General features: G+C 62.9%; 26 protein-coding genes. 7 read left to right on the forward strand and 19 right to left on the reverse strand.

The genetic code is table 11. The features are described from left to right. Positions 1-51 precede the first annotated feature (51 nt). Complete coding sequence (locus AB5Y48_RS19620; RefSeq protein ID WP_368165521.1) at positions 52-531, forward strand: DUF1456 family protein; 480 nt, start codon at positions 52-54, stop codon at positions 529-531. A gap of 66 nt (positions 532-597) precedes the next feature. Next, entirely contained in the window at positions 598-1,398 is an 801-nt protein-coding gene (locus AB5Y48_RS19625; protein ID WP_368165522.1) for an N-acetylmuramoyl-L-alanine amidase, read from the forward strand. Between the two features lie 43 nt (positions 1,399-1,441). Here AB5Y48_RS19625 and AB5Y48_RS19630 read toward each other — a convergent pair whose 3' ends face one another. From AB5Y48_RS19630 to rpoE, 11 genes are all read right to left on the reverse strand, one after another. Continuing rightward, positions 1,442-1,642: a hypothetical protein gene (locus tag AB5Y48_RS19630; protein WP_050667453.1), complete on the reverse strand. Its 201-nt coding sequence runs from the start codon at positions 1,640-1,642 to the stop codon at positions 1,442-1,444. Positions 1,643-1,721: 79 nt separating this feature from the next. Beyond that, positions 1,722-2,459, reverse strand: coding sequence for a pyridoxine 5'-phosphate synthase (gene pdxJ, locus AB5Y48_RS19635; RefSeq protein WP_050667452.1), 738 nt, complete (start codon positions 2,457-2,459; stop codon positions 1,722-1,724). Between the two features lie 3 nt (positions 2,460-2,462). Continuing rightward, positions 2,463-3,200, reverse strand: coding sequence for a DNA repair protein RecO (recO, locus tag AB5Y48_RS19640; RefSeq protein ID WP_050667451.1), 738 nt, complete (start codon positions 3,198-3,200; stop codon positions 2,463-2,465). Positions 3,201-3,217: 17 nt separating this feature from the next. Beyond that, positions 3,218-4,123, reverse strand: coding sequence for a GTPase Era (gene era / locus AB5Y48_RS19645; RefSeq protein WP_050667450.1), 906 nt, complete (start codon positions 4,121-4,123; stop codon positions 3,218-3,220). After that, entirely contained in the window at positions 4,120-4,791 is a 672-nt protein-coding gene (gene rnc, locus AB5Y48_RS19650) for a ribonuclease III (RefSeq protein WP_050667449.1), read from the reverse strand. Before rnc ends, era begins: the two co-directional genes overlap by 4 nt. Next, entirely contained in the window at positions 4,791-5,702 is a 912-nt protein-coding gene (gene lepB, locus AB5Y48_RS19655) for a signal peptidase I (RefSeq protein ID WP_050667448.1), read from the reverse strand. Before lepB ends, rnc begins: the two co-directional genes overlap by 1 nt. Positions 5,703-5,708: 6 nt before the next feature. After that, positions 5,709-7,502: a translation elongation factor 4 gene (gene lepA, locus AB5Y48_RS19660; protein ID WP_050667447.1), complete on the reverse strand. Its 1,794-nt coding sequence runs from the start codon at positions 7,500-7,502 to the stop codon at positions 5,709-5,711. A gap of 119 nt (positions 7,503-7,621) precedes the next feature. Further along, positions 7,622-8,083 (reverse strand): SoxR reducing system RseC family protein, encoded by a 462-nt coding sequence (locus AB5Y48_RS19665; RefSeq protein WP_050667469.1) that lies wholly within the window; start codon positions 8,081-8,083, stop codon positions 7,622-7,624. 5 nt (positions 8,084-8,088) lie between these two features. Beyond that, positions 8,089-9,069: a MucB/RseB C-terminal domain-containing protein gene (locus AB5Y48_RS19670; protein WP_050667446.1), complete on the reverse strand. Its 981-nt coding sequence runs from the start codon at positions 9,067-9,069 to the stop codon at positions 8,089-8,091. Positions 9,070-9,074: 5 nt separating this feature from the next. Then, entirely contained in the window at positions 9,075-9,659 is a 585-nt protein-coding gene (locus tag AB5Y48_RS19675) for a sigma-E factor negative regulatory protein (RefSeq protein WP_050667445.1), read from the reverse strand. Positions 9,660-9,680: 21 nt separating this feature from the next. Further along, complete coding sequence (gene rpoE / locus AB5Y48_RS19680; protein WP_050667444.1) at positions 9,681-10,262, reverse strand: RNA polymerase sigma factor RpoE; 582 nt, start codon at positions 10,260-10,262, stop codon at positions 9,681-9,683. A gap of 181 nt (positions 10,263-10,443) precedes the next feature. Between rpoE and nadB the strand changes: the two genes are divergently transcribed. Together nadB and AB5Y48_RS19690 are read left to right on the forward strand one after the other, a co-directional pair. Beyond that, positions 10,444-12,051, forward strand: coding sequence for an L-aspartate oxidase (nadB, locus tag AB5Y48_RS19685; RefSeq protein ID WP_050667443.1), 1,608 nt, complete (start codon positions 10,444-10,446; stop codon positions 12,049-12,051). 152 nt (positions 12,052-12,203) lie between these two features. Further along, entirely contained in the window at positions 12,204-13,580 is a 1,377-nt protein-coding gene (locus AB5Y48_RS19690) for an endonuclease/exonuclease/phosphatase family protein (protein WP_368165523.1), read from the forward strand. 6 nt (positions 13,581-13,586) lie between these two features. Here AB5Y48_RS19690 and AB5Y48_RS19695 read toward each other — a convergent pair whose 3' ends face one another. Then, complete coding sequence (locus AB5Y48_RS19695) at positions 13,587-13,967, reverse strand: VOC family protein (RefSeq protein ID WP_368165524.1); 381 nt, start codon at positions 13,965-13,967, stop codon at positions 13,587-13,589. 120 nt (positions 13,968-14,087) lie between these two features. On the opposite strand from AB5Y48_RS19695, the gene pepE reads away from it, so the two are divergent. Then, on the forward strand, positions 14,088-14,813 hold the full coding sequence (gene pepE / locus AB5Y48_RS19700; protein WP_368165525.1) for a dipeptidase PepE: 726 nt from the start codon (positions 14,088-14,090) through the stop codon (positions 14,811-14,813). A gap of 74 nt (positions 14,814-14,887) precedes the next feature. Here the strand turns inward: pepE and AB5Y48_RS19705 are convergent, their stop codons facing one another. The 3 genes from AB5Y48_RS19705 to dnaB all read right to left on the reverse strand — a co-directional run bounded on the left by AB5Y48_RS19705 (position 14,888) and on the right by dnaB (position 17,944). After that, the gene (locus AB5Y48_RS19705) at positions 14,888-15,307 is read right to left on the reverse strand and encodes a secondary thiamine-phosphate synthase enzyme YjbQ (RefSeq protein ID WP_050667439.1); all 420 of its coding nucleotides are present in this window, start codon (positions 15,305-15,307) and stop codon (positions 14,888-14,890) included. After that, complete coding sequence (alr, locus tag AB5Y48_RS19710) at positions 15,307-16,380, reverse strand: alanine racemase (RefSeq protein ID WP_050667438.1); 1,074 nt, start codon at positions 16,378-16,380, stop codon at positions 15,307-15,309. Before alr ends, AB5Y48_RS19705 begins: the two co-directional genes overlap by 1 nt. A gap of 169 nt (positions 16,381-16,549) precedes the next feature. Continuing rightward, positions 16,550-17,944 carry a replicative DNA helicase gene (gene dnaB, locus AB5Y48_RS19715; protein ID WP_050667437.1) on the reverse strand — a complete coding sequence of 465 codons (1,395 nt, stop codon included), beginning with the start codon at positions 17,942-17,944 and terminating at the stop codon, positions 16,550-16,552. 332 nt (positions 17,945-18,276) lie between these two features. Between dnaB and AB5Y48_RS19720 the strand changes: the two genes are divergently transcribed. Then, positions 18,277-19,134: a Tim44 domain-containing protein gene (locus AB5Y48_RS19720; RefSeq protein WP_050667436.1), complete on the forward strand. Its 858-nt coding sequence runs from the start codon at positions 18,277-18,279 to the stop codon at positions 19,132-19,134. 69 nt (positions 19,135-19,203) lie between these two features. Here the strand turns inward: AB5Y48_RS19720 and AB5Y48_RS19725 are convergent, their stop codons facing one another. The 4 genes from AB5Y48_RS19725 to nudF are packed head-to-tail and all read right to left on the reverse strand — an operon-like array spanning position 19,204 to position 21,690. Then, complete coding sequence (locus AB5Y48_RS19725) at positions 19,204-19,779, reverse strand: YqiA/YcfP family alpha/beta fold hydrolase (RefSeq protein WP_368165526.1); 576 nt, start codon at positions 19,777-19,779, stop codon at positions 19,204-19,206. Continuing rightward, positions 19,780-20,598 carry a 3',5'-cyclic-AMP phosphodiesterase gene (gene cpdA / locus AB5Y48_RS19730; protein WP_050667434.1) on the reverse strand — a complete coding sequence of 273 codons (819 nt, stop codon included), beginning with the start codon at positions 20,596-20,598 and terminating at the stop codon, positions 19,780-19,782. Between the two features lie 21 nt (positions 20,599-20,619). Beyond that, positions 20,620-21,012, reverse strand: a complete 393-nt coding sequence (locus AB5Y48_RS19735; RefSeq protein ID WP_060588212.1) for a DUF1249 domain-containing protein — start codon at positions 21,010-21,012, stop codon at positions 20,620-20,622. A gap of 42 nt (positions 21,013-21,054) precedes the next feature. Further along, positions 21,055-21,690: an ADP-ribose diphosphatase gene (nudF, locus tag AB5Y48_RS19740; protein ID WP_050667433.1), complete on the reverse strand. Its 636-nt coding sequence runs from the start codon at positions 21,688-21,690 to the stop codon at positions 21,055-21,057. A gap of 325 nt (positions 21,691-22,015) precedes the next feature. Here nudF and tolC point away from each other — a divergent pair, with 325 nt between their 5' ends. Then, entirely contained in the window at positions 22,016-23,338 is a 1,323-nt protein-coding gene (tolC, locus tag AB5Y48_RS19745) for an outer membrane channel protein TolC (protein WP_050667432.1), read from the forward strand. Positions 23,339-23,361 lie beyond the last annotated feature (23 nt).

Below are 23,361 nucleotides of genomic sequence, written 5' to 3' on the forward strand. Positions count from 1 at the left end.
ACGCGAGCCCCGGCAGATGGTAGAGTTGCGCCCTATTCACAGGAGTCGACCTTGACCAACAACGATATTTTGCGCCGCCTGCGCTACGCCCTCAGCCTTGGCAACGACCAGATGGTCGAGATGTTTGCCAAGGGTAATCTGGCCATCGACCATGCCCAACTGCACGGCTGGCTGATGAAAGAGGCCGAAGAGGGAGCCGCGCAGGAGGCCGGCTATGCCCCCTGCCCCGACTCGGCACTGAGCCAGTTCCTCGACGGCTTCATCGCCGTGCGCCGCGGGATGCGTGAAGATGCACCGCCCCAGGAGATCCCCAACCGGATCAACAACAACCTGATCCTGCGCAAGCTGCGCATCGGCCTCAACTTCAAGGAAGAAGAGATGCTCGCCACCCTCAAGCTGGCCGACTTCAACCTCTCCAAGTCGGAGCTGAGCGCCCTGTTCCGCGCCCGTCACCACAAGCACTACCAGGATTGCGGGGATCAGATCCTGCGCAACTTCCTCATCGGTCTCACCGCCAAGTATCGCGGCTGAACCATGGTGCGGCCCCCTCCTGCCCCCTTGTCCCGCCTGCCGGAGGGCTTCGGGTGGTGCCGTAAAATGGTCGCCGGTCTCATTCTGCTGCTGGGCGGCTGCGACGAGGGGAGTTACCGCCTCGAGCAACACCCCAGTGCCAGCCAGGACGAGCGCATCCAGTTTATCGTCCTCCACTACACGGACGAGGACGACGATGCCTCGCTTCGCCTGCTCACCGAACCTGGCCATCAGGTGAGCGCTCACTACCTGCTCCCCTCTTCGAAGCCGGGTGTTCCCTATCGCATCTTGCAGCTGGTGGCCGATGAAAGGCGCGCCTGGCATGCGGGCAAGAGCCGTTGGCAAACCCAGGCCGGCCTCAACGCCAGCTCCCTCGGCATCGAGATAGTCAACCTCGGCTACCCGCCCGAGCAGGCCAGCCTCCCCCTCGACCAGCGCGACTGGCCTCCCTTCGAGGAGGCACAGATCCAGGCCCTGGCGGCCCTGCTGGCGGAGAAGGTGAAACGCTATGGCATAGCCCCGACCCGACTGCTGGGCCACAGCGACGTGGCGCCGGAGCGCAAGGTCGACCCCGGTCCCCGCTTCCCCTGGCAGCGGCTGCACGAGGAGTTCGGGCTCGGCGCCTGGCCCGACGAGCGGCGAGTCGCCGAGCGACTCAAGGAGCCCTTCCCGAGCGACGCCCTCCCCTGGCAGCAGGCCCTGGCGCGCTACGGTTACGGGGTACCCCGGAGCGGCGAGTGGGACGAGATGACCCATCTGGTGCTGCGCGCCTTCCAGCTCCACTTCCGCCCGGCCCGCCCCGACGGGCTGCCCGATGCGCAGAGTTGGGCCCGCCTGACGGTGCTGCTGGAGCAGTACGCCCTGTAAGCACAAAAAAAGAGAGAGGCCCATGGCCTCTCTCAATCGGATATCAATTCTGTCGCCGGCTCTGCACCAACCGGTGCACACCTTCCGCCAGCCAGCCCAGCAACTGCACCAGGCCGAGGGGAATGGTCAGCAGCACCAGCCAGCGCTGCGGCTCATGCAGCTGGGTCAGCCCCACCGACTGATAGAGCAGCGGGGTCAGCAGGGCCGCCAGCAGGATCACCCCGAGACGCCACTTCGATTCCATGACTCGCATCTTGAACCTCAAAAGAAACTCATACGAGGCTCATGGTGTCAGGGCGTCACAGGGTAAACCCTGTGCAGACTCACAGACCGGCGCGCGCCTCTTGCATCAGGGCTCGCATGTCGCTGACCGCCTTGGCCAGGCCGTCGAAGGCGGCGCGGCCGATGATGGCGTGACCGATGTTGAGCTCGATCATCTCGGGGATGGCGGCGATCGGCTTGACGTTGTGGTAGTGCAGGCCGTGGCCGGCGTTGACCTTGAGCCCCTTGCCCGCCGCATAGGAGGCCCCCGCCTTGATGCGCTTGAGTTCGGCGTTCTGCTCGGCCTCACTCAGCGCATCGGCATAGCGGCCGGTGTGGATCTCGATGAAAGGGGCACCGCTCTCGGCGGCGGCATCGATCTGCACCGGGTCGGCGTCGATAAACAGCGACACCTGGCTGCCGACGGCGGCCAGACGCGCCACGGCGTCCTTGATCTTGTCGAGCTGGCCGGCCACATCCAGCCCCCCCTCGGTGGTCACCTCGGTGCGCTTCTCCGGCACCAGGCAGACAAAGTGGGGCTTCAGGCGGCAGGCGATGCCGAGCATCTCCTCGGTGACCGCCATCTCCAGGTTCATCCTGGTCTGGATGGTCTGGCGCAGGATCTCTACGTCACGGTCGGTGATGTGGCGGCGATCCTCGCGCAGGTGCACGGTGATCCCGTCGGCACCGGCCTGCTCGGCCACGAAGGCGGCCTGTACCGGATCCGGATACTGGGTACCGCGGGCGTTGCGCAGGGTGGCGATGTGGTCGATGTTGACCCCCAGATAGATCTCGCTCATTGACTACTCCTTGGATGAAACCTTGCGTTTGAGAAACAACTCCCGGCTCCTGAGGCGGCGATGCCCCAGATAGGGTTGCAGGGCCAACCGGCTGAAACGCTTGGCGGCCTGCAAGATGGCCGGAGTATCGAAACGGTGCTCGGCAAAGGCGTGCAGATGAGCACCGAGAAAGAGGTTGGCGGGATCGGGTGTGCGCTCGCGGGCGACAAAGCCCAGCTCGCGCTCGAACCCGTAGAGGCAATCCGGCAGGATCGGTGACTCCTCGTCGGCGGTGATCTCGAAGTCCACCGCGTAGCCGAGCGCCTCCAGCAGCAGGAACTCGAAGCGGCGCAGAGGCAGCTCGGGGACCGGGGTATCGGCCAGCAGGGTGAGGGCCTCGGCGTAGGCCTCGAACACCTCGGGAAAGGGGGTGCCCGATTCCAGCAGGTAGTAGACCAGCTCGTTGAGATAGAGGCCGTAGAAGAGTCGATCCCCGCTCAGGCGGGTCGGCAAGAGCAGCAGCTCGGCACGGGTGAGGGTCTTGAGATCGCCACGTCCACGCCAGCTCAATGCGAGGCGGGCGAAGGGCTGCAACACCCCCTTGAGGGGGGAGCGCTGGGTGCGGGAGCCCTTGGCCACCAGGGTGAGTCGCCCCAGCTCGGCACTGAACACCTCGACCAGCTGGCTGGTCTCCCGATAGGGACGGGTGTGGATGACGAAGGCGGCGACCTGGTCGCCGCCATCACGGCTGCGGGGCTGCATGGGCGTCCCGCCGCGGATCAGTCGTCACCGTAGCCGAGACTGCGCAGGGCGCGCTCGTCGTCGGCCCAGCCGGCCTTCACCTTGACCCACAGCTCCAGGTGCACCTGGTTTTGGAACAGCCGCTCCATGTCCATGCGCGCCTCGATGCCGATGGTCTTGATCTTCTCACCCTTGTTACCGATCACCATCTTCTTCTGCCCTTCCCGCTCGACCAGGATCAGGCCGTTGATGTGGAAGATGCCGTTCTCTTCGACCTTGAAGCGTTCGATCTCCACGGTCACGGAGTAGGGCAACTCCTCACCGGTGAAGCGCATCAGCTTCTCGCGGATGATCTCGGCGGCCATGAAGCGCGACGAGCGATCCGTGATGTAGTCTTCCGGGAAGAAGTGATCGTTCTCGGGCAACCACTCCTTGGCCCACTCGCGGATCTTCTCCACGTTGTCACCCTTGCGGGCGGAGATGGGCAGGACGTGGGTGAACTTCATCTGGCTGCCGAGGAACTCCAGGTGCGGCAGCAGCGCCTCCTTGTCCTTGATCTGGTCCACCTTGTTGATGGCCAGCACGATGGGGCACTTGAGGCCGCGCAGCTTGCCCAGCACCATCTCGTCATCCTTGGTCCAGTGGGTGCCGTCCACCACGAACACCACCATGGCCACGTCGCCCAGGGAGCTGGTGGCGGCGCGGTTCATCAGGCGGTTGATGGCCCGCTTCTCCTCGATGTGCAGACCCGGGGTATCCACGTAGACGGTCTGATAGGCCCCCTCGGTGTCGATACCCAGGATGCGGTGCCGGGTGGTCTGGGGTTTCTTCGAGGTGATGCTCACCTTCTGCCCGAGCAGCTGGTTGAGCAGGGTCGACTTGCCCACGTTGGGGCGACCGACGATAGCGACGAAGCCGCAGTAGGTCATCTCGTGTTCGCTCATAGCAACTGCTCCAGGGCTTGTTGGGCGGCGGCCTGCTCCGCCTTGCGGCGGCTCGAGCCGATACCGACCAGGGGGGTGCCCAGGCCGTCTACGTCACACTGGACGGTAAACTCCTGGTTGTGGGCCTCACCCTTGACGTTGATGACGGTGTAGGTGGGCAGCGGCTTGCGGTTGCCCTGCAGGATCTCCTGCAGACGGGTCTTGGGATCCTTTTGCTCGACGCCGGGCTTGATCTCCTCCAGACGGCTGGCGTACCAGCCCAGCAGCAGGGTACGGGTGGTATCCATGCCGCTGTCCAGATAGATGGCACCGATGAGCGCCTCGACCGTGTCGGCCAGGATCGACTCACGACGGAAGCCGCCGCTCTTGAGCTCGCCCGGCCCCAGGATCAGGTGATCGCCGAGTTCGAACTCACGGGCCAGCTCGGCCAGGGTCTTCTCGCGCACCAGGGTGGCCCGCATGCGGCTCATGTCCCCTTCCGCCACCTGGGGGAAGCGGTGGAACAGCTCCTCCGCGATCACCAGGCTGAGGATAGAGTCGCCCAGAAATTCCAGGCGCTCGTTATGACGGGAGCCGGCGCTGCGGTGGGTCAGGGCCCGGGTCAGCAGCTCGCCGTCGTTGAAGCTGTAGCCCAGTCGGGACTGCAGCCGGTTACGCTTGATGGTCATCACTTGATTGCGCCAATACGGTTGAAGCGGACGCCGGTCGGGATCCAACCCGGCAGCAGTGACCCTTCTTCCCGTTCAAATTCAAAACTGATCCAGATGGCGACCGCCTTGCCGACCAGGTTCTGCTCGGGCACGAAGCCCCAGAAACGGCTGTCGGTACTGTTGTCACGGTTGTCACCCATCACGAAGTAGTGCCCCTCCGGCACTACCCACTCGTCCGGATAGGTCCCGCTCTGGCGGTAATAACGGTCCACCAGATCGGGCATCACGGGGTTACGCAGGGTCTCATGGCTCACCGCTCCCAGCTGCTCGGTGTAGCGATCGAGCGGGATCCCCATCTGGGTAAACTCGCCGCGCTGCTCGAACTTCACATCCAGCTTCTTGAAGCCGCCGCAGCTCTGCCCCTCGTCGCAACGGGGGCGGATCATCAGCTCCTTGTTGCGATAGAGGATGCGATCCCCGGGCAGCCCCACCACCCGCTTGATGTAGTCGACACGGGTATCCAGCGGATACTTGAAGACCACCACATCACCGCGCTTGGGCTCCCCGGTCTCGAGGAACTTGGTGTTGGTCACCGGATCGCGCAGACCATAGGCGAACTTCTCCACCAGGATGAAGTCGCCCACCAGCAGGGTCGGCATCATGGAGCCGGACGGGATCTGAAACGGCTCATAGACGAAGGAGCGCAGGATCAGCACCAGGGCGATCACCGGGAAGACGCCACCGGTCTGCTCGACCCAGACCGGCCGCTCGGCCAGCTTGGCCAAGCTCTTGGCATCCTCGGCGCCGTTGGCGCGGGCCACGGCCACCTTGGCGGCGCGCTGCTTGGCCCAGACCAGCTTGTCAACGGTCCAGATGATGCCCGTCAGTATGGTGACGACGACCAGGATCAGGGAAAAGGTGCTCGCCATGGGAGATTAGTCCTTACCTACGTGGAGAATGGCCAGGAAAGCCTCCTGGGGCACGTCGACGCGACCCAGGGACTTCATCCGTTTCTTACCCTCTTTCTGCTTCTGCAGCAGCTTTTTCTTACGGCTCACGTCACCGCCGTAGCACTTGGCCGTCACGTCCTTACGCAGGGCCTTGACGGTGCTGCGGGCGATGACGTGGTTGCCGATGGCGGCCTGGATGGCGATGTCGAACATCTGGCGCGGGATCAGCTCGCGCATCTTCTCCACCACCTGGCGACCCCGGTACTGGGAGTTCTCCTTGTGGGTGATGATGGCCAGGGCGTCGACCCGCTCACCATTGATGAGGATGTCCAGACGCACCATGTCGGAGGTCTCGAAGCGCTTGAAGCCGTAGTCCAGGGAGGCGTAGCCGCGGCTGGTGGACTTGAGGCGGTCGAAGAAGTCGAGCACCACCTCCGCCATGGGGATCTCATAGGTCAGCGCCACCTGCTTGCCGTGGTAGACCATGTTGGTCTGCACGCCGCGCTTCTCGATACAGAGGGTGATGACGTTGCCCATGTACTCCTGGGGCAGCAGGATGTTGCACTCGGCGATGGGCTCGCGCACCTCTTGAATGCTGGTCACCGCCGGCAGTTGGGCCGGGCTGTCGATGTAGACGGTCTCGCCATCGGTGGTGAGCACCTCATAGACTACGGTCGGCGCCGTGGTGATGAGATCCAGATCGTATTCACGCTCCAGACGCTCCTGGATGATCTCCATGTGCAGCATGCCGAGGAAGCCACAGCGGAAGCCAAAGCCCAGGGCGGTGGAGTTCTCCGGCTCATAGAAGAGGGAGGCGTCGTTGAGAGAGAGCTTCTCGAGGGCATCGCGGAACGCCTCGTAGTCATCGCTGGAGATGGGGAACAGGCCCGCATAGACCTGGGGCTTGACCTTCTTGAAGCCCGCCAGCGGCTTGTCGGCGCCGTGCTTGGCCAGGGTCAGGGTATCGCCCACCGGCGCACCGTGGATGTCCTTGATGCCGCAGACAACCCAACCTACCTCGCCACAGCCCAGGCCGTCGGTGTCCACCTGCTTCGGCGTGAAGATACCGATGCGATCGACGCCCCAGGTCTGGCCGGTGCTCATCACTTTGATCTTCTCGCCCTTCTTGAGGGAGCCGTTCTTGATGCGCACCAGGGAGACGACGCCCAGATAGGAGTCGAACCAGGAGTCGATGATCAGCGCCTGCAGCGGTGCATCGGGATCCCCTTCCGGTGAGGGGATCTTGGCCACTATCTCTTCCAGCACCAGATCGACGCCGAGGCCGGTCTTGGCGGAACAGCGCACCGCGTCGATCGCATCGATGCCGACGATGTCCTCAATCTCCTCGGCCACACGCTCGGGCTCTGCCGCCGGCAGGTCGATCTTGTTGAGCACCGGCACCACTTCCAGGTCCATTTCCATGGCGGTATAGCAGTTAGCCAGAGTCTGTGCCTCAACCCCCTGACCGGCATCCACCACCAGCAGCGCCCCTTCACAGGCAGCCAGGGAACGGGATACCTCGTAGGAGAAGTCCACGTGGCCCGGGGTGTCGATAAAGTTCAGCTGATAGGTGTTACCGTCTTTGGCCTGGTAGTTCAGGGTCACACTCTGTGCCTTGATGGTAATGCCGCGCTCACGCTCCAGTTCCATGGAGTCGAGAACCTGGGCCTGCATCTCGCGGTCGGAGAGGCCGCCGCAGGTCTGGATCAGGCGGTCGGACAGCGTCGACTTACCGTGGTCAATGTGGGCGATAATGGAAAAGTTACGAATGTGTTTCATCGAGCAATAATCACTCAAAAAGTTGTGGTATCCGGATATGGAGGCAGGATTTTACTGGATAAGCGCACGCTCGGCCATTCTTTAGTCGGCCACCCCAGTAAAATCGCCTTCTGCGGGGGTTAAGGATGGAAACGGGTCGGGATCACGCGCCCCAGCATACGGGGGGCATACTCCCCCTCACCGAGGCGGTGGGAAAGGTAACGAACCAGTAAAAAACCGAGTCCGCCCCCCAGCGCCGTGGCGAGGATACTGACCCCCTCTCCTCCCTGCAGCAGGGGGCGCAGCCAGAGCTGGCCAACCAGACCGCCCCCCACCAGACAGAGCAGGGGCAGCAGATAGACCAGCAAAGCCCCCTGGATCAGGCTGCGCTGGGGAATGCCGATGCGGATCTGCTGACCCACCCGCACCTCCTCGCACAGGCGCACCCGCACCCGCTGGGCACGGTTGGCCAGGGCCTTGGCGACGGTACCAGTGCCACAGTCGCTCTGCTGCTGGCAGCCGCTGCAGGCACTGCGCCGCTCGCAGCTGACCCAGGCGTGATCGCCGTCGAGCTCGACCACGGTGGCCAGCTCCTCACTCATGGGGCTCATTGCACCGCCTCGTTGCGAGAGAGGGGCTTGATCGACTCGGCAATGCGCTTGGCGGTCTCGGCAGGCACCTCGCCCACCACGGTGATCTCCACCCCGACGTCATTGACGAAGCTCACCAACGTGGTCGCCCCCTGACGGATCAGCTGCTGGCGCACGCTCTGCTGGGGATCGGCCCGGGAGACATAGACCGAGAGATCCACCAGACCGTCCGAAGCCATCATGTAATCGACCGGCTGATTGGTGGCCACCAGACGGTGGCGATCCCGCGACTTGAGGATAAAGCCATCCGGCAGCCAGGTGATGCGCCATGCCAGCTCCTGCTGGGGCGCCTGATAGGCCTCTTCCAGCGCCAGGGCCGGCGGCTGGGATTCCGCAGCCAGCTTGGCGAGCCAGGCCGGCGCCGCCGTCAGCAGATCGAGATCGACCCCCAGCACCTGCTCCACCAGGTTACCTTCCCGATCGATCATGTCGACCCGCAGCAAGAGGTGGCTCTCCTCATCGAGCCAGAGCACGAAGCCGTACTTCTCTCCGTCCCGGGGCACCAGACGCACCACCTGGGAGACCTGACCGGCCACCCGGCTGCGGCCGGCCATCACCACGTCATAAGAGCGGGTCAACTGGTCGAGGGGCACCCGTTGCAAAGCGCTCCAGATGCCGGGGAAGCGGGCCCCCTTGAGGGTATAGGGAGAGTGGCCTGCTTCGAAGAAGGTGTAATCGTCGGCCCGTTGCAGAAACTCGATATTCTGACCATCCAGATGGGTCAGGTGGGCCACCTGCTGCCCCTTGATGATCGTATGGCTGTAACGAAGTGATTCGATGCGTCCCTGACGAACCTTGACCATGGAGAGTTCGAAGTGACGATGGTGAGAGGCACTCTGCATCTGTTGCAGCAAGGCCTCGGCCGACGCAGGGTCGGCCGAGGCCTGGGAGCAAATCAGGAGCAGAGCGGCCGATACTGCGAGGCGACTCTTGCGCACGAAGACTATTCCTGAACCTGTTGTGCCTGATGGAGACGTTGCTGCAGCTGGTGATCGCGCAAGAAGGCGTTGATGCGATCCCGCTGCTCATTCATCTGCTGCTCGGTCAGTGCCTGCTGGCGGGCCCGGCTGTCGTCCTTGGGATAGTGAACGCTCACCGGCGCCGCATTGCCGCCGATCGGGATGGTGTTGAGCACAGGATTGACCGGAGTCACCGAATCCTGACCCTGGTAATGCTGCACCCCGAAGATGACGGCGGCGGCCACGGAGGCGGCGATGGCATATTGACCCATTTGCTGGCCGAAGCGGCGCACCAGCGGGATCACCTTGCCACCATGAAGCGGCGCGGTCGGTGCCGGCTGGGGAGCCAGCACGGTGGGCTCCTCATCCAGCGCCATGGCAATCTTGTCACACAGATCGAACTGCATGGTGTCAGGCAGCTCGCCCCGCATGGCATCACCGATGAGGTGATAGCGTGACCAGCTGGCTTGCAGCTCGGCATCGCTCATGACCTCATCAATCGCCTGCCGACCCTGCTCACCGTCCAGCACCCCATCCATCAGGGCGGAAAGTTGCTCTTTGTTCGCCATAAGAAAACCTGTATCCCCAAGTTAATGTGCAATCAGAGGCTGCAGCTTCTTGTCGATCGCTTCCCGCGCTCGAAAGATTCTGGAACGCACGGTACCCACCGGACACTCCATAATCTCTGCAATCTCCTCATAACTCAGCCCTTCCAGTTCTCGAAGGGTGATTGCCGTCCGTAAATCTTCGGGCAGAGCCTCTATGGTGGCGAAGACGGTACGCTTGATCTCGTCGGTCAGCGCCAGATTTTCCGGAGTCGAGGTCTCGGTCAAGGCCTCGCCGCCGTCGTAGTACTCTGCCTCGTCTGCCTCCACATCACTGCTGGGGGGACGGCGCCCCTGGGAGGTCAGGTAGTTCTTGGCCGTGTTCACGGCAATACGATACAACCAGGTATAAAAGGCACTCTCGCCGCGAAACGTTCCGATGGAGCGGTAGGCCTTGATGAAGGCCTCCTGTGCCACATCGGGCACGTCACCGGGGTTGCTGACATAGCGTGATACCAGGTTGACCACCTTGTGCTGATACTTGCGTACCAGCAGGTTGAACGCGTTCTTGTCACCGCGTTGAACTCGCTCAACCAATTGTTCGTCCAGTAGATTCTGGTCGCTCATTGGAGCCGTAAAACCCCCATCAGGTTATCGTTCTTCTCATCCGGCCCTTCCTAAGCGCACTAGTTCAGACAGGGTTCAGCAAGGAAAGTTCGCTCGGGCGCAAAAAAATGTGATGCAGGCTGCATCCTCGCGGCCCCTTGGGCTACCATAGGGCCAGTTTTAACTCAGGCCAATGATACTTATGAAAGCAAGCGTTGAATACCTTTGCGACGTGCTCATCATTGGTAGCGGTGCCGCCGGTCTCTCCCTCGCCCTGCGCCTGGCAGACTCGGCAAAAGTCCTCGTACTGAGCAAGGGGCCCATCAGTGAAGGGGCCACTTTCTATGCGCAAGGAGGCATCGCTGCCGTGTTCGACGAGACCGACAGCATCGAATCCCATGTCAGCGACACCCTCAATGCCGGCGCCGGATTGTGCGACGCGCGAGCGGTCGAGTTTACCGCTCGCCACGCCCGCGACTCGATCCAGTGGCTGATCGGCCAAGGGGTACCGTTTGACAAGGAAGAGGGAGAGGAGGGAGAGGAGCACTATCACCTCACCCGCGAGGGGGGGCACAGCCACCGCCGCATCTTCCATGCCGCCGACGCCACCGGCAAGGCGGTCCAGACCACCCTGGTCGATCAGGTGCGCCAGCACCCCAATATTCAGTTGATGGAGCGATTCAACGCGGTCGATCTCATCACCACCCGCAAACTCGGCCTGCCCGGCAATCGGGTGCTTGGCGCCTATGTCTGGAACCGGGACAGCGAAGAGGTAGAGATGGTGCGCGCCCGCTTCGTGGCCCTGGCCACCGGCGGCGCCTCCAAGGTCTATCAGTACACCTCCAACCCGGACGTGAGCTCGGGCGATGGCATCGCCATGGCGTGGCGCGCCGGCTGCCGGGTGGCGAATCTGGAGTTCAACCAGTTCCACCCCACCAGCCTGTTCCACCCGGACGATCGCAACTTCCTGCTGACCGAGGCCCTGCGCGGTGAGGGGGCCTACCTGCGCCGCCCCGATGGCAGCCGCTTCATGCCCGATTTTGACGAGCGCGCCGAGCTGGCACCGCGGGACATCGTCGCCCGCGCCATCGACCACGAGATGAAGCGCCTCGGGGTGGACTGCATGTATCTGGACATCAGCCACAAGCCGTCGGATTTCATCATCAAGCACTTCCCGACCATCTATGAGCGCTGCATGGCGGTGGGCATCGACATCACCAAGGAGCCCATGCCCGTGGTGCCGGCCGCCCACTACACCTGTGGCGGCGTCATGGTCGACAAGCACGGCCAGACCGATGTGCCGGGTCTCTACGCCATCGGTGAGGTGACCTACACCGGGCTGCACGGCGCCAACCGCATGGCCTCCAACTCCCTGCTCGAGTGCGTGGTCTACGCCCGCTTCGCCGCCGAGGATATTCTGGCCAAGCTGCCGGCGAGCGAAGAGCCCCCCTCCCTGCCCGCCTGGGACGAGAGCCAGGTGGACGACTCGGACGAGCGGGTGGTGATCCAGCACAACTGGCACGAGCTGCGCCTGATGATGTGGGACTATGTGGGGATCGTTCGCACCAACAAGCGCCTCGAGCGGGCCAAGCGCCGCATCGAGCTGCTCAAGCAGGAGGTGCAGGAGTATTACGCCAACTTCCGTGTCTCCAACAACCTGCTGGAGCTGCGCAACCTGTTGCAGGTGGCCGAGCTTATCGTCGAGTGCGCCATCCGCCGCAAGGAGTCCCGTGGCCTGCACTATAACCTCGACTACCCGGATCAACTGCCCAATCCCAAGCCAACCATACTCACTCCCAAGCCGGAGTAACCAGGGGGCCCATCATGGGCCCTTTTCGTTTTACTCTTTTGGTTGTGAATGGCCTCACACTTCCCCCATTCCACCCCGTTCGAAGCCGAACAACTCTCTATAATGCCAGCGCTCCACCGGAGCATCATCTGTCTACGCTACGGAACACAACAATGAAAACAATGATGAAACATGCACTGGCGGCCTCAGTGTCGCTGGCCCTGCTCGCCGGTTGCGAATTTTCCTTTAATAGCGACGATAACGACGCTGCGGCCAGCACGGTTCGCTTTGCCACCTTCAACCTCTCCTTCGATCGCACCGCCGCAGGCATGCTCTCCGGCGAGCTGGCCCTGACCCGTGCCGAGCAGGATGCCCTGCTGGCTCAACTGGCCGAAGGGAGCCTCTCCGGCGCCACTGAAACCAAGGCCAAAAATGTCCAGCAGATCCGCAACGTGGCCGAGATCATCCAGCGCACCCGCCCGGATGTCTTCGTGCTCGACGAGTTCGACAACGACGGCAAAGGTGGAGACACCCGGGATCTGAAGGCCTTCAACGACAACTATCTGGCCCATGCCCAGCACGCCGAGGTCAAGGCCATCACCTATCCGGTCATGGAGAGCTTCGCCACCAACACCGGCCTGATGAGCGGCTTCGATCTCAACAACGATGGCAAGGTGAACTCGGGCCCGGACGATGCCTGGGGCTTTGGCAACTACCACGGCCAGTACGCCTTCGCCCTGCTCTCCAAGTATCCGGTGGATAGCAAGCAGATCCGCACCTTCCAGAAGTTCAAGTGGAAGGATATGCCGGGTGAGCAGAACCCCGTCATCGATGACTGCAATAACGCCAAGGCCCCGATCCCGGCCAATCGCCAGTGCGGCGATCGCTGGTACAGCGACGCGGCCTGGAATGACTTCCCCCTCTCCTCCAAGAACCATGTGGATGTGCCGGTACGGGTGAAGACGGGTAACGGCGAGACGGTGATCCACTTCCTGCTCTCCCACCCGACGCCCCCCATCTTCGGCAACGCGGCGCGCCACAACCTCAAACACAACCGCGCCGAGGTGGATTTCTGGAACGACTATGTGGCCGGCGAGAGCTACATGATCGATGACCAGGGCAAGGCGGGCGGGCTCGCCAGCGGGGCGCGCTTCGTCATCGCCGGGGATCTCAACGCCGACCCCCAGATCGGCGACGGGGATCTCACCGCCATCCAGGATCTGCACAACAACGCCCTGGTCAATCAGGCGGTGAGCAACGGCCATCTCATCCCCACCAGCGAGGGGGGCCCCGAGTGCCTGGCAAGCAAGGTGTGCCAACGCAACAACAACCGCCCCACCCCGGAGCGCATCACCAGCAGCAGCGGTCTGCAGCTGGATCATGTACTCCCCTCGGCCAATCTGGAGGCAAGCGCCGCCGGCGTGTTCTGGCCCTCGAGCAGCCAGAGTGGCTACCACCTGGTCTACGGGGTGTTCGACGGCAAACCGGACATCGCCAAGAAGGTCTCCTCGGATCACCGCCTGGTGTGGGTCGACCTCAAGGTGAAATGACCAGAATCAGGCTCGATTGGCGAGCTCGATAAGGTTGCCGTCCGGATCGCGGACATAGAGTGACAGCAGGGGGCCGGTGGCACCGGTACGGTGCACCGGCCCCGCTTCGACGGGGATCCCCGCCGCCTCCAGCTCGGCGGCAACCCGCTCGAGTGCTGTGGTCACGATAAAACAGAGATCCCCGCTCCCCACCATGACACGGGCCGCCTTGGGCTCGAACTCCTGTCCACTCCGGTGCAGGTTGATCTTCTGGCTACCGAAGGCGAGGGCCACCCTCCCCTCCCCAAAGCGCACCTCCTCCATCCCCAGCACATCCCGATAAAACTCAAGGGTGCGATCGAGGTCGGTCACGGTGAGCACCAGATGATCGAGCGACGCTATCTTCATATGATTTCCCTCAGTGCGTCGCCCTATGACCCCTCGATCACAGTTTTTGTACGCCGCACGCGCTATGGTCTGCACTCCCTTTTCGCCCCAGGGGGCGCGTCTTCTATCGAGGAGTCCATCATGGATCTGCTACTGCTTAGCAACGGAAAAACCGACGAACAACCCGGCCTGCTCGGCTGGGCCCGGGAGCGGGTAAGAGCCCTGCTGGCTCGCCACAATGTACAACGCATCCTGCTGATCCCCTATGCCGTCATTCGGGGAGACTGGGATCAGAGGGCGGCGGAGCTGGCCGAGAGCCTGGGCGTCGAGGTGCAGAGCATCCACCACGCCGCCGATCCGGTGGCCGCGGTGCAGCAGGCCCAGGCCATCTTCGTCAGCGGAGGCAATAGCTGGCGCCTCAATCAGCAACTCCACGAGCGGGGACTGGTGGTCCCCATCCAGCGGGCCGTGCGCGAGCGGGGCGTCCCCTATGTAGGCTGGAGCGCAGGCACAAATGTAGCCACGCCCTCCATTCGCACCACCAACGACATGCCGGTCTGCAGCGCCGCCGTGCTGCCGGCCCTGGGCCTGTTCCCCCTGCAGATCAATCCTCACTATCTGGATACGGTCATCAACGGCCACAAGGGGGAGACCCGGGACGAGCGTCTGGCCGAGTTCTGCGCCATCAACCCGAGCGAGTACGTAGTGGCACTGCGTGAGGCGAGCCTGCTGCAGGTGAGCGGGAATACCATCGAGTACTGGAGTGCGCGGGGAGAAGACTTCAAGATCTTTAAACAGGATCAGGCGCCGCAGGCTTTTATGGAGGCGGCCCCGCTGGCCGGGCTGACCCCCTTCGCAGCGCGCTAGCGCGCCTTCGGGGAAAAACCAAAACGAAGAGGGATGGCGCAATGCCATCCCTCTTTGTTCGTGACGGTCCCGGCTTACTCGCCCTGCAGGGTCACCACTATCTTGCGGGCCCCGCCGTCCAGGCGGTGCTCGCCGAGCCAGATCCCCTGCCAGGTGCCGAGGGCCAGGCGTCCCTCCCGAATGGGCAATTGCAGGCTCACACCAAGCAGGGAGGACTTGATATGGGCGGGCATGTCATCCGGCCCTTCATCGGTGTGGCGATAGTAGGGGGCCTCTTGCGGCGCCAAACGGTGCAGGTGCGCCTCCATGTCGGCGCGCACGCTCGGGTCGCAGTTCTCGTTGAGGGTGAGCGAGGCGGAGGTGTGTTGCAGCAGCAGGTGCACCAGGCCCACCCGGTAGCCGGCAAGCTCGGGCAGTTGGGCCAGCAGCTCGTCGGTCACCAGGTGAAAGCCCCGCGAGCGGGGCCTCAGGGTGATCAGGCGCTGATGCCACATCAGACGTACTCCATAAAGACCCGGGAGGTGAGCTTGGTGATGAGCTCATAGGGAATGGTACCGATGGCCTCGGCCACCCGCTCTACCGGCAACCCGTCACCCCACAGCACCACCTCGTCCCCTGCCTTGTCGCAGGCACCAGGCCCCAGATCGACCGTGGTCATGTCCATGGAGACGCGGCCGACCAGCGGCACGATGCGACCGTTGATCAGCACGGGCGTGCCGTTGGGAGCCATGCGCGGATAACCGTCGCCGTAGCCGATGGCCACCACCCCGAGGCGGGTGTCTCGCTCCGACACCCAGTTGGCCCCGTAGCCGACGGGCTCGCCCGCCTTGTGGTCGCGCACCGCGATAAGCTGGGTCTTGAGCGTCATCACGGGTTTGAGGTCGTAATCCGCCGCCACCGTGTCCGGGAACGGTGAAACACCGTAGAGGATGACGCCGGGGCGCACCCAGTCGCAGTGGGAGTCCGGCCAGGCCAGGATGCCGGCCGAGTTGGCCATGGCGCGCTCGCCGGCCAGGGGAGCCGTCAGCTGGCTGAAGAGATCGATCTGCTCGCGGGTGGTGGGTTGGTCCAGCTCGTCGGAGCGGCTGAAGTGGGTCATGACGTTAAACGGCTGCACCACGTTCTTGCACTTGCCGAGGCGCTCGATGAAGGCGGGCATCTCTTCGGCACGCACCCCGAGGCGGTGCATGCCGGTATCGAGCTTGAGCCAGGCCACGACGGGGGCGGGAAGCTCGGCCTGCTCCAGCGCCTCGAGCTGCTCCCAGGTGTGCACCGCAGTCTGCAGATTATTGGCCGCCAGCACCGGCAGATCGTCGGGGGAGAAGAAGCCTTCCAGCAGCACGATGGGCTTGACCACGGCGCAGGAGCGCAGCATCAGCGCCTCCTCGATGCGGGCCACCGCATAGGCATCCGCCGCCGCCAGGGTACGGGCGACCGGCAGCAGGCCGTGGCCATAGGCGTTGGCCTTGACCACGGCGATGATCTTGCATTCGGGGGCGTGGCGCTTGACCACGGAGAGATTGTGGCGCAGGGCCTCGGTATTGATTTGGGCAGTTGCCGCTTTCATGGTTTTCCCTTACGAGAGCACAAATGGCGCAGCCCCCCGACGGGAGGCCGGAGGCCGCCGCTCAGTTGTCATGGCCGGACCGGCAGAATTGTCGAACCGGGAAAACAGGCCCCGGGAGGGTACAGACCCAAGCCGGGGCTATGGTGGCGAGCGTTAGCGGATGCTCGCCTTAATAGTCATCATCAAACGCCGGACCCGCGTAGTTGTCAAAGCGCGAGAATTGGCCCTGGAAGGTCAACCGCACTCTTCCTATCGGGCCGTTACGCTGTTTGCCGATGATGATCTCGGCGATCCCCTTGTCGGGGCTGTCGTCGTGATAGACCTCGTCGCGGTAGATGAACATGATGAGGTCCGCATCCTGTTCGATGGAGCCGGATTCACGAAGGTCCGAGTTAACCGGGCGCTTGTCGGCCCGCTGCTCCAGGCTTCGGTTAAGCTGGGAGAGGGCCACCACGGGACACTGCAGCTCTTTCGCCAGGGCCTTGAGGGAGCGGGAGATTTCACCGATCTCCAGGGTCCGGTTGTCGGAGAGACTGGGCACCCGCATCAGCTGCAGGTAGTCCACCATGATCATGCTGATGCCGCCGTTGTCCCGCGCCACCCGACGGGCACGCGAGCGCACTTCGGTCGGGGTAAGGCCGGAGGAGTCGTCGATGTACATCTTCCCTTTCTCGAGCAGCAGCCCCATGGTCGAGGAGAGGCGAGCCCAATCCTCGTCGTCGAGCTGACCGGTCCGCACCTTGGTCTGGTCGATGCGCCCCACCGAGGCGAGCATACGCATGATGATCTGTTCCGAGGGCATCTCGAGGGAGAAGATAAGCACCGGCTTGTCGGCGGTGAGCGCCGCGTGCTCGCACAGGTTCATGGCAAAGGTGGTCTTGCCCATGGAGGGACGGGCCGCGACGATGACCAGATCCGAGCGCTGCAGGCCGGCAGTCATCTTGTCCAGATCGTGATAACCCGACGAGACCCCGGTTACCCCGTTGTGGGGGGTCTTGAACAGCTCCTCAATCTTGTCGACGGTCTGCTCGAGGATCAGCTTGAGGGGCTGGGGACCTTCACTGGCGCTGGTACGCTGCTCGGCGATCTGGAACACCTTGCTCTCGGCCAGATCGAGCAGATCCCCGGAGTTGCGCCCCTGGGGCTCATAGCCGGCCTCGACGATCTCGTTGGCCACGGCGATCATCTCGCGCACCACGGCCCGCTCGCGCACGATTTCGGCGTAGGCACCAATGTTGGCGGCACTGGGGGTATTCTTGGCGATCTCCACCAGGTAGGCGAAACCGCCCACCTCCTCGAGCTGCTCGGAGCGCTCGAGATCCTCTTGCACCGTGATGAGATCGATGGGGCTGCCCGCATTGGAGAGGCGGGTCATGGCCTGGAAGATAAGGCGGTGGGGACGGCTGTAGAAGTCCTTGTCGATGACCCGTTCGGCCACCCGATCCCAGGCGTCGTTGTCGAGCATGAGACCGCCCAGCACGGACTGCTCGGCCTCGAACGAGTGGGGGGGAACCTTCAGCTGTTGTGTCTTGGCGTCTTTCTTCGCCGCCGCTTGCTCTGCCATAGGGGATCTGAATTGCTCGAAAGGAGGGAGAATTCTACAAAATATCCCCCTCCACCGCGAGGCCCAATCAGATCGGACAGATTAACCAGATGGCAGGCAGGGACTCCTGACGCAACTTCTGCTTGCTACGCTGCTTGCGCTCGCGGCGGCTGGCTCGACGAATCTTCATGGTTTGCTTCCCTCTTTGTTATCACGACACGCCTCTCCATTCATGAATAATTCATGCCAGAGCAGTTATCAATGGGGCACGCTGGCGATTCATGGGATGATTCGCAGCCTGCGATGCAAGGCGCATCGCTCCTTTGAACGAACGAGAGTGAAAAAGAGCCGACATGAAAAGAGTGTTGACCCTGTTTGCCGTCATCCTGGCCATTGGCCTGGGGGCACCGATCGCCGAAGCCAAGAAGCTGGGCGGAGGCAAGTCCTTTGGCAAGAGCTACAAGACGGCACCGGCCCAACCGGCCGCCAAGCCTGTCGATAGCAAGAACCCGACCCTGGGAGCCCAGACCGCGCCCAAGAAGAGCGGCCTGATGGGCGGCCTGCTCGGTGGCCTGCTGGCCGGTGGTCTGTTTGCCTGGCTGCTCGGCAGCGGCGCCTTCGAGGGGCTGCAGGCGATGGACTTCGTGCTGATCGCCGCCCTGGCGTTCGGGGTCATGTTCCTGCTGCGCACCCTGCGCAAAGGCGGTGCCCCCCAGGCCGCCCGACCGCAAGCGGCCTATGCGGGTTATCAGCCCCAACAGCCGACGCCGCAGGCCTTTCAGGCTGATAGCAGCGCCCCCCAGGCGAGCGGCTTCACCGAGAGCGATGTCCCCTTCCGTCTGCCCCCGGGCTTTGACATGAATGCCTTCCTCTCCGGCGCCCGCGATCACTACCGCACCCTGCAAGAGGCGTGGAACAAGAACGATCTGGAGAAGATTCGTGAATACGTGAGCCCGGAGCTGTTCGACCAGCTCAAGGCTGACCGCGCCGAGCTCGCCGGCGAGCAGCACACCGAAGTGATGTACGTGGATACCCAGCTGGTTCGTGCCGACCACGGCAGCGACTGGGCGCAGGTGAGCGTGCTGTTCACCGGTCGCTACATGGACCGCACCGAAAACGTCGAGGCCGACATCAAGGAGGTGTGGCACCTGGAGCGCGACCTGGCCAAGGCCGGAGCCCCCTGGCACATCGTCGGGATCGAAGAGGCCTAAGCCCCTCTGGAAACAAGAAGGCGACCGCATGGTCGCCTTTTTCATGGGCCACTCTTATGACACTCAGGCTCAGAGGCCAAGGAAGCGCACTATCTGGGCACAGTAACGCTCGAAACCGACGAAGGCGTGGTTCCCCTCACACTCCATGGTGAAGCGGGCGAAGCGATACTCCTGAAGCGCCTGATGGCTGTCGAGCACCTCATCAGCCTCCTGCTGCAACACCCAGAGACGCTCGGGGGCCGTCACCGGCACGGCCAGCGCCTCGAGCTCGGCCATGTGCTCATGAGTCAGGTCGTAGCACTCCCCGGTATAGGGGTTCTGCTGGGGCCCCAGATAGTCGGCCAGCAACGCGTGGGGACGCACCGCAGGATTGACCAGCACGGCGCGGCAACCGTAACGCTCGGCCACCCGGGTGGCCATGAAGCCCCCCAGAGAGCTGCCCACGACGCCGAGCAAGGTTCCCTCGGGCTGGGCGGCAATGGTCTGTTCAATACAGTGCCAGGCGGCCGCCGGTGTACTCGGTTGGGCCGGGATCACCACCCGGATATCGGGTCTGTGAACGGCCACCCACTCGGCCATCTGGGTTGCCTTGAGGGAGGCGGGAGAAGAGTTAAACCCGTGCAGATAGAGCAGAACCGAGGCCACCTAGTACCCCCGGGCCTGGGAGTCCGGCACGAAGCTGCCGGCGGGCAGTCGCCACACCTGGGTGTCGATGCGGCCGTCCGGATGCAGGGTCAGATAACGCCAGCCCGGCCCCGACTCATCGAGGGTAAAGTCGTCGCACAGGGGCTTGAACTGAATGCAGGTGGAGGGGGTGGCGATGAGACGAACTCCTCTGTGCACCTCGTCAAATTCCTGATGCACATGGCCAAAGAGGATGGCACTGGCCTGGGGATAGCGGGCCAGGACGGCAAACAGATCGTCGGCATTCTTGAGATTGTGCTGATCGAGCCAGGCACAACCGACCGGCACCCCCTGATGGTGCAAGGCGATCAGGGCATGCTTGTCCGGATGGGTGCGCAGGGCGCGATCGAGAGCAGCCAACTGATGATCGGCCAGCACACCATGGGGCTTGGTGCGCACCTGGGTATCGAGCAGGATGATCTGCCAATGCTCGCCAACCAGCCACTTGGCCTCGCTGATCCCCGCCTCAAAGAGGCTCTGGTTCATCAGGGGGCCGTCGTCGTGATTGCCGGGCAACCAGTAGATGGGTTTGCCAAGCGGGGCCATCATCTGCGCGAAGCGCTGGTAAGAGCCGGCGCTGTGATCCTGGGAGAGATCTCCCGTCGCCAGCACCAGATCGAAGGGCTCGTCACTGCCTTGCACACGCTCCAGCACGGCCGCCAGGCTGTCGGCCGTGCGCACCCCGAGCAGTTGCCCCTCGGGGTTGGCAAAGAGATGGGTGTCGGTTATTTGCAGCAGGCGCACACACCCGTCGGGCGCCTGAAGTCGCTCTGTTTCCAAAATCACGCTTCTTCTTATGGATTAGAAAATCTTGGCAAGGGTGGAACCATGCCTGAGACAGAAGTTAAGCCACTCGGCCAGAAACTGGTTGACCTGGGCCTTCTCATCGGGCTGGTGCATGCCTTCATTCGGGTAATCATATCGCGGTTGCAGGCGGGAAATCTGTTGGGCCGCACACACTTCCGCCATGCGCACATCATGATACAAACGAATCTCTGCCTGACTCTGCAACCAGGCCGGCAGATCGGGGTTGCACTGGCTGAAGGCAACCCGGGTGGTGAAGCGACTCTCTTCCAGAACCTCGAGGCGAAAAAAGAGGTCGCCCGCCTGATAGTGGCGTTCGGCCCCGGGTACCAGCTCACCCGGCAGCAACCGCATCAGGGCCATGTAGTTCACCTCACAGGTGCGCTGCATGGTCCGCAGATCCGGCACATATTTTCGCTGTGCCTGTAACACTCAACTTGCTCCTGCCCAACGGGCCTTCAACTGCACATGATGTAACTGCAGCCACTGCAGCGCGATGACCGAGGCGGCGTTGTCGATGCCCCCCGACTCTACCAGAGCATAGGCGCTCTCTCTGCCTAGTACATGCACGCGGATATCCTCGCCCTCTTCGGCCAGGCCATGCAGCCCCTGTGCCGAGCCGGCATCCACCTCGCCCACAAACACCTCGATACGCTCCGAGGTGCCCCCCGGGCTCACCAGGTAGCTGAGAGCATGCTCGATGCGTCCGATGGTGACGCCGGCCTCCTCCTCGGCCTCTCGCCGTGCCACCTCATCGGCGGGCTCGCCCGGCTCTATGATGCCGGCGATCAGCTCCAGCAACCAGGGCGTCTGGCTGGTGGTAAGGGCTCCGATACGGAACTGCTCGACCATCACCACCTGATCCCGGTGCGGATCATAGGCGAGCAGGGCGGCGGCATGGCCGCGCTCGAACAGCTCGCGCACCATGGGTTCGGACCAGCCGCCGGCGAACAGACGGTGACGCAGTCGATAGCTGTTGATCTTGAAGAAACCGTCGTAACCACTGCGCTTCTCCAGCACCTCTACATCGGTTGGACCAAAGGTCGCAACCGGACGCTTGTCTACCATCTTGGCCTCCTGGCTTGACTTGAACCCTGATGAATCTAGAATCACGGGGCCATGAATGAACGCTCATTCATTTTTCTCCCCCCGACATCAGAGGGCGGATTCTAGCAGGATGCCACGGGATGACTAAGTGACAGTTTGTAAATCTCTTCCACAGGAAGCGTCACCTATTGACCTTGCCCCCCGGTTATTCGCTGAAATGGATGAAACGAAAGAATTTTTGCTTATAGTAGGGTCATTAAGCTCAGATAAAGCCCATGGGGGTATGCTTGATCGCCCCTTCCCGTCCGGCAACCGCTCAGGATCTACCAATAAGGTTATGGAATCTATGAAACGAACTCTTCTGTCCGTGCTTGTCATGCTGGGTGTCAGCACCGCGGCCCATGCGGAGAACCTCATCGACATCTACCATCAGGCCCAGGTCAAGGATCCTCAGTTGCTGGAGTCCAAGGCCAAGCGTGATGCCGCCTTCGAGAAGATCAACGAATCCCGTGCCGCCCTGCTGCCCCAGATCAACCTGGCCGGCACCGCCGATTATCAGAACACCACGGATGACGTGGCCACCCGCACCCAGCTGGGCGCCCAGGTGACCCTGGATCAATCCATCTACCGTCGCAGCAACTGGGTCAATCTCAGCCTGACCGAGAAGGGTGCCACCCAGAGCGATGTCAGCTACAACCTCGAGCAGCAGAGCCTGATGCTGCGTACCGCCCAGGCCTACTTCAACGTACTCAAGGCCCAGGATACCCTGGAGTTTGTGCGCGCCAACAAGGCTGCGGTCGAGCGCCAGCTCGAGCAGACCCAGCAGCGTTTCGAGGTGGGCCTGACCGCCATCACCGACGTTAACGAAGCCCAGGCAGAACGCGACCAGGCTCTGGCCGACGAGATCCAGGCCGAGAACACCCTGGCCAACAGCTACGAGACCCTGCGCGAGCTGACCGGTGTCGACTACCGTAGCCTGGACGTGCTCAATACCGATCGTTTCAGCCCGGTCAAGAGCCCCCTCAACTCGGATCAGTGGCTCGAGACGGCCCTCGACAAGAACCTGGCCCTGCACAATGCCCGCATCGGCAAAGACATCGCCAAGGAGCAGATCGATCTGGCCAAGACAGGTCACGAGCCGACCCTGGATCTGGGCGCCGGCCTTGGCACCACCAACAACGACTACAAGCTCGACAATCCCCAGGATGGCACCATGGATCAGGCGAGCGTTGGCCTGACCCTCAAGCTTCCCCTCTACAGCGGCGGTGCAACCACCTCCCGGGTCAAGCAGGCCCAGCACACCTATGTGGCCGCCAGCGAGCAGCTCGAGAAGACCTTCCGCTCGGTACAGAGCACGGTCCGCTCTTCCTATAACAACGTCAACTCCAGCATCGGTGCCGTCCGTGCCTATGCCCAGTACGTGGTCTCCGCCGAGAGCTCCCTCAAGGCGACCGAGGCCGGCTACGAGGTGGGTACCCGAACCATAGTCGACGTACTCGACTCCACCCGCAAGCTCTACCAGGCCAAGCAGAAGCTCTCCGAGGCCCGCTACAACTACATCCTGAGCATACTGCAGCTCAAGCAGGCAGCCGGTACCCTGCAAGAGCAGGACTTGGCCGAGGTCAATCAGGGCCTGATGCCCGCCTCCCAGAAAAAGAGCATCACCTGACCGGTGAAGCGATCCCCAAAAGG

Origin of the sequence: Aeromonas sp. R6-2 (assembly GCF_040908155.1) — a bacterium.
GTDB classification, from domain to species: Bacteria; Pseudomonadota; Gammaproteobacteria; order Enterobacterales; family Aeromonadaceae; genus Aeromonas; species Aeromonas schubertii.

Bases quoted from the DNA above. Each gene is read 5' to 3' on its own strand.
- AB5Y48_RS19625 (WP_368165522.1), top strand. From the start codon at position 598: ATGGTCGCCGGTCTCATTCTGCTGCTGGGCGGCTGCGACGAGGGGAGT.
- AB5Y48_RS19630 (WP_050667453.1), bottom strand. From the start codon at position 1,642: ATGGAATCGAAGTGGCGTCTCGGGGTGATCCTGCTGGCGGCCCTGCTG.
- pdxJ (WP_050667452.1), bottom strand. From the start codon at position 2,459: ATGAGCGAGATCTATCTGGGGGTCAACATCGACCACATCGCCACCCTG.
- recO (WP_050667451.1), bottom strand. From the start codon at position 3,200: ATGCAGCCCCGCAGCCGTGATGGCGGCGACCAGGTCGCCGCCTTCGTC.
- era (WP_050667450.1), bottom strand. From the start codon at position 4,123: ATGAGCGAACACGAGATGACCTACTGCGGCTTCGTCGCTATCGTCGGT.
- rnc (WP_050667449.1), bottom strand. From the start codon at position 4,791: ATGACCATCAAGCGTAACCGGCTGCAGTCCCGACTGGGCTACAGCTTC.
- lepB (WP_050667448.1), bottom strand. From the start codon at position 5,702: ATGGCGAGCACCTTTTCCCTGATCCTGGTCGTCGTCACCATACTGACG.
- lepA (WP_050667447.1), bottom strand. From the start codon at position 7,502: ATGAAACACATTCGTAACTTTTCCATTATCGCCCACATTGACCACGGT.
- AB5Y48_RS19665 (WP_050667469.1), bottom strand. From the start codon at position 8,083: ATGAGTGAGGAGCTGGCCACCGTGGTCGAGCTCGACGGCGATCACGCC.
- AB5Y48_RS19675 (WP_050667445.1), bottom strand. From the start codon at position 9,659: ATGGCGAACAAAGAGCAACTTTCCGCCCTGATGGATGGGGTGCTGGAC.
- rpoE (WP_050667444.1), bottom strand. From the start codon at position 10,262: ATGAGCGACCAGAATCTACTGGACGAACAATTGGTTGAGCGAGTTCAA.
- nadB (WP_050667443.1), top strand. From the start codon at position 10,444: ATGAAAGCAAGCGTTGAATACCTTTGCGACGTGCTCATCATTGGTAGC.
- AB5Y48_RS19690 (WP_368165523.1), top strand. From the start codon at position 12,204: ATGAAAACAATGATGAAACATGCACTGGCGGCCTCAGTGTCGCTGGCC.
- AB5Y48_RS19695 (WP_368165524.1), bottom strand. From the start codon at position 13,967: ATGAAGATAGCGTCGCTCGATCATCTGGTGCTCACCGTGACCGACCTC.
- pepE (WP_368165525.1), top strand. From the start codon at position 14,088: ATGGATCTGCTACTGCTTAGCAACGGAAAAACCGACGAACAACCCGGC.
- AB5Y48_RS19705 (WP_050667439.1), bottom strand. From the start codon at position 15,307: ATGTGGCATCAGCGCCTGATCACCCTGAGGCCCCGCTCGCGGGGCTTT.
- alr (WP_050667438.1), bottom strand. From the start codon at position 16,380: ATGAAAGCGGCAACTGCCCAAATCAATACCGAGGCCCTGCGCCACAAT.
- dnaB (WP_050667437.1), bottom strand. From the start codon at position 17,944: ATGGCAGAGCAAGCGGCGGCGAAGAAAGACGCCAAGACACAACAGCTG.
- AB5Y48_RS19720 (WP_050667436.1), top strand. From the start codon at position 18,277: ATGAAAAGAGTGTTGACCCTGTTTGCCGTCATCCTGGCCATTGGCCTG.
- AB5Y48_RS19735 (WP_060588212.1), bottom strand. From the start codon at position 21,012: ATGCAGCGCACCTGTGAGGTGAACTACATGGCCCTGATGCGGTTGCTG.
- nudF (WP_050667433.1), bottom strand. From the start codon at position 21,690: ATGGTAGACAAGCGTCCGGTTGCGACCTTTGGTCCAACCGATGTAGAG.
- tolC (WP_050667432.1), top strand. From the start codon at position 22,016: ATGAAACGAACTCTTCTGTCCGTGCTTGTCATGCTGGGTGTCAGCACC.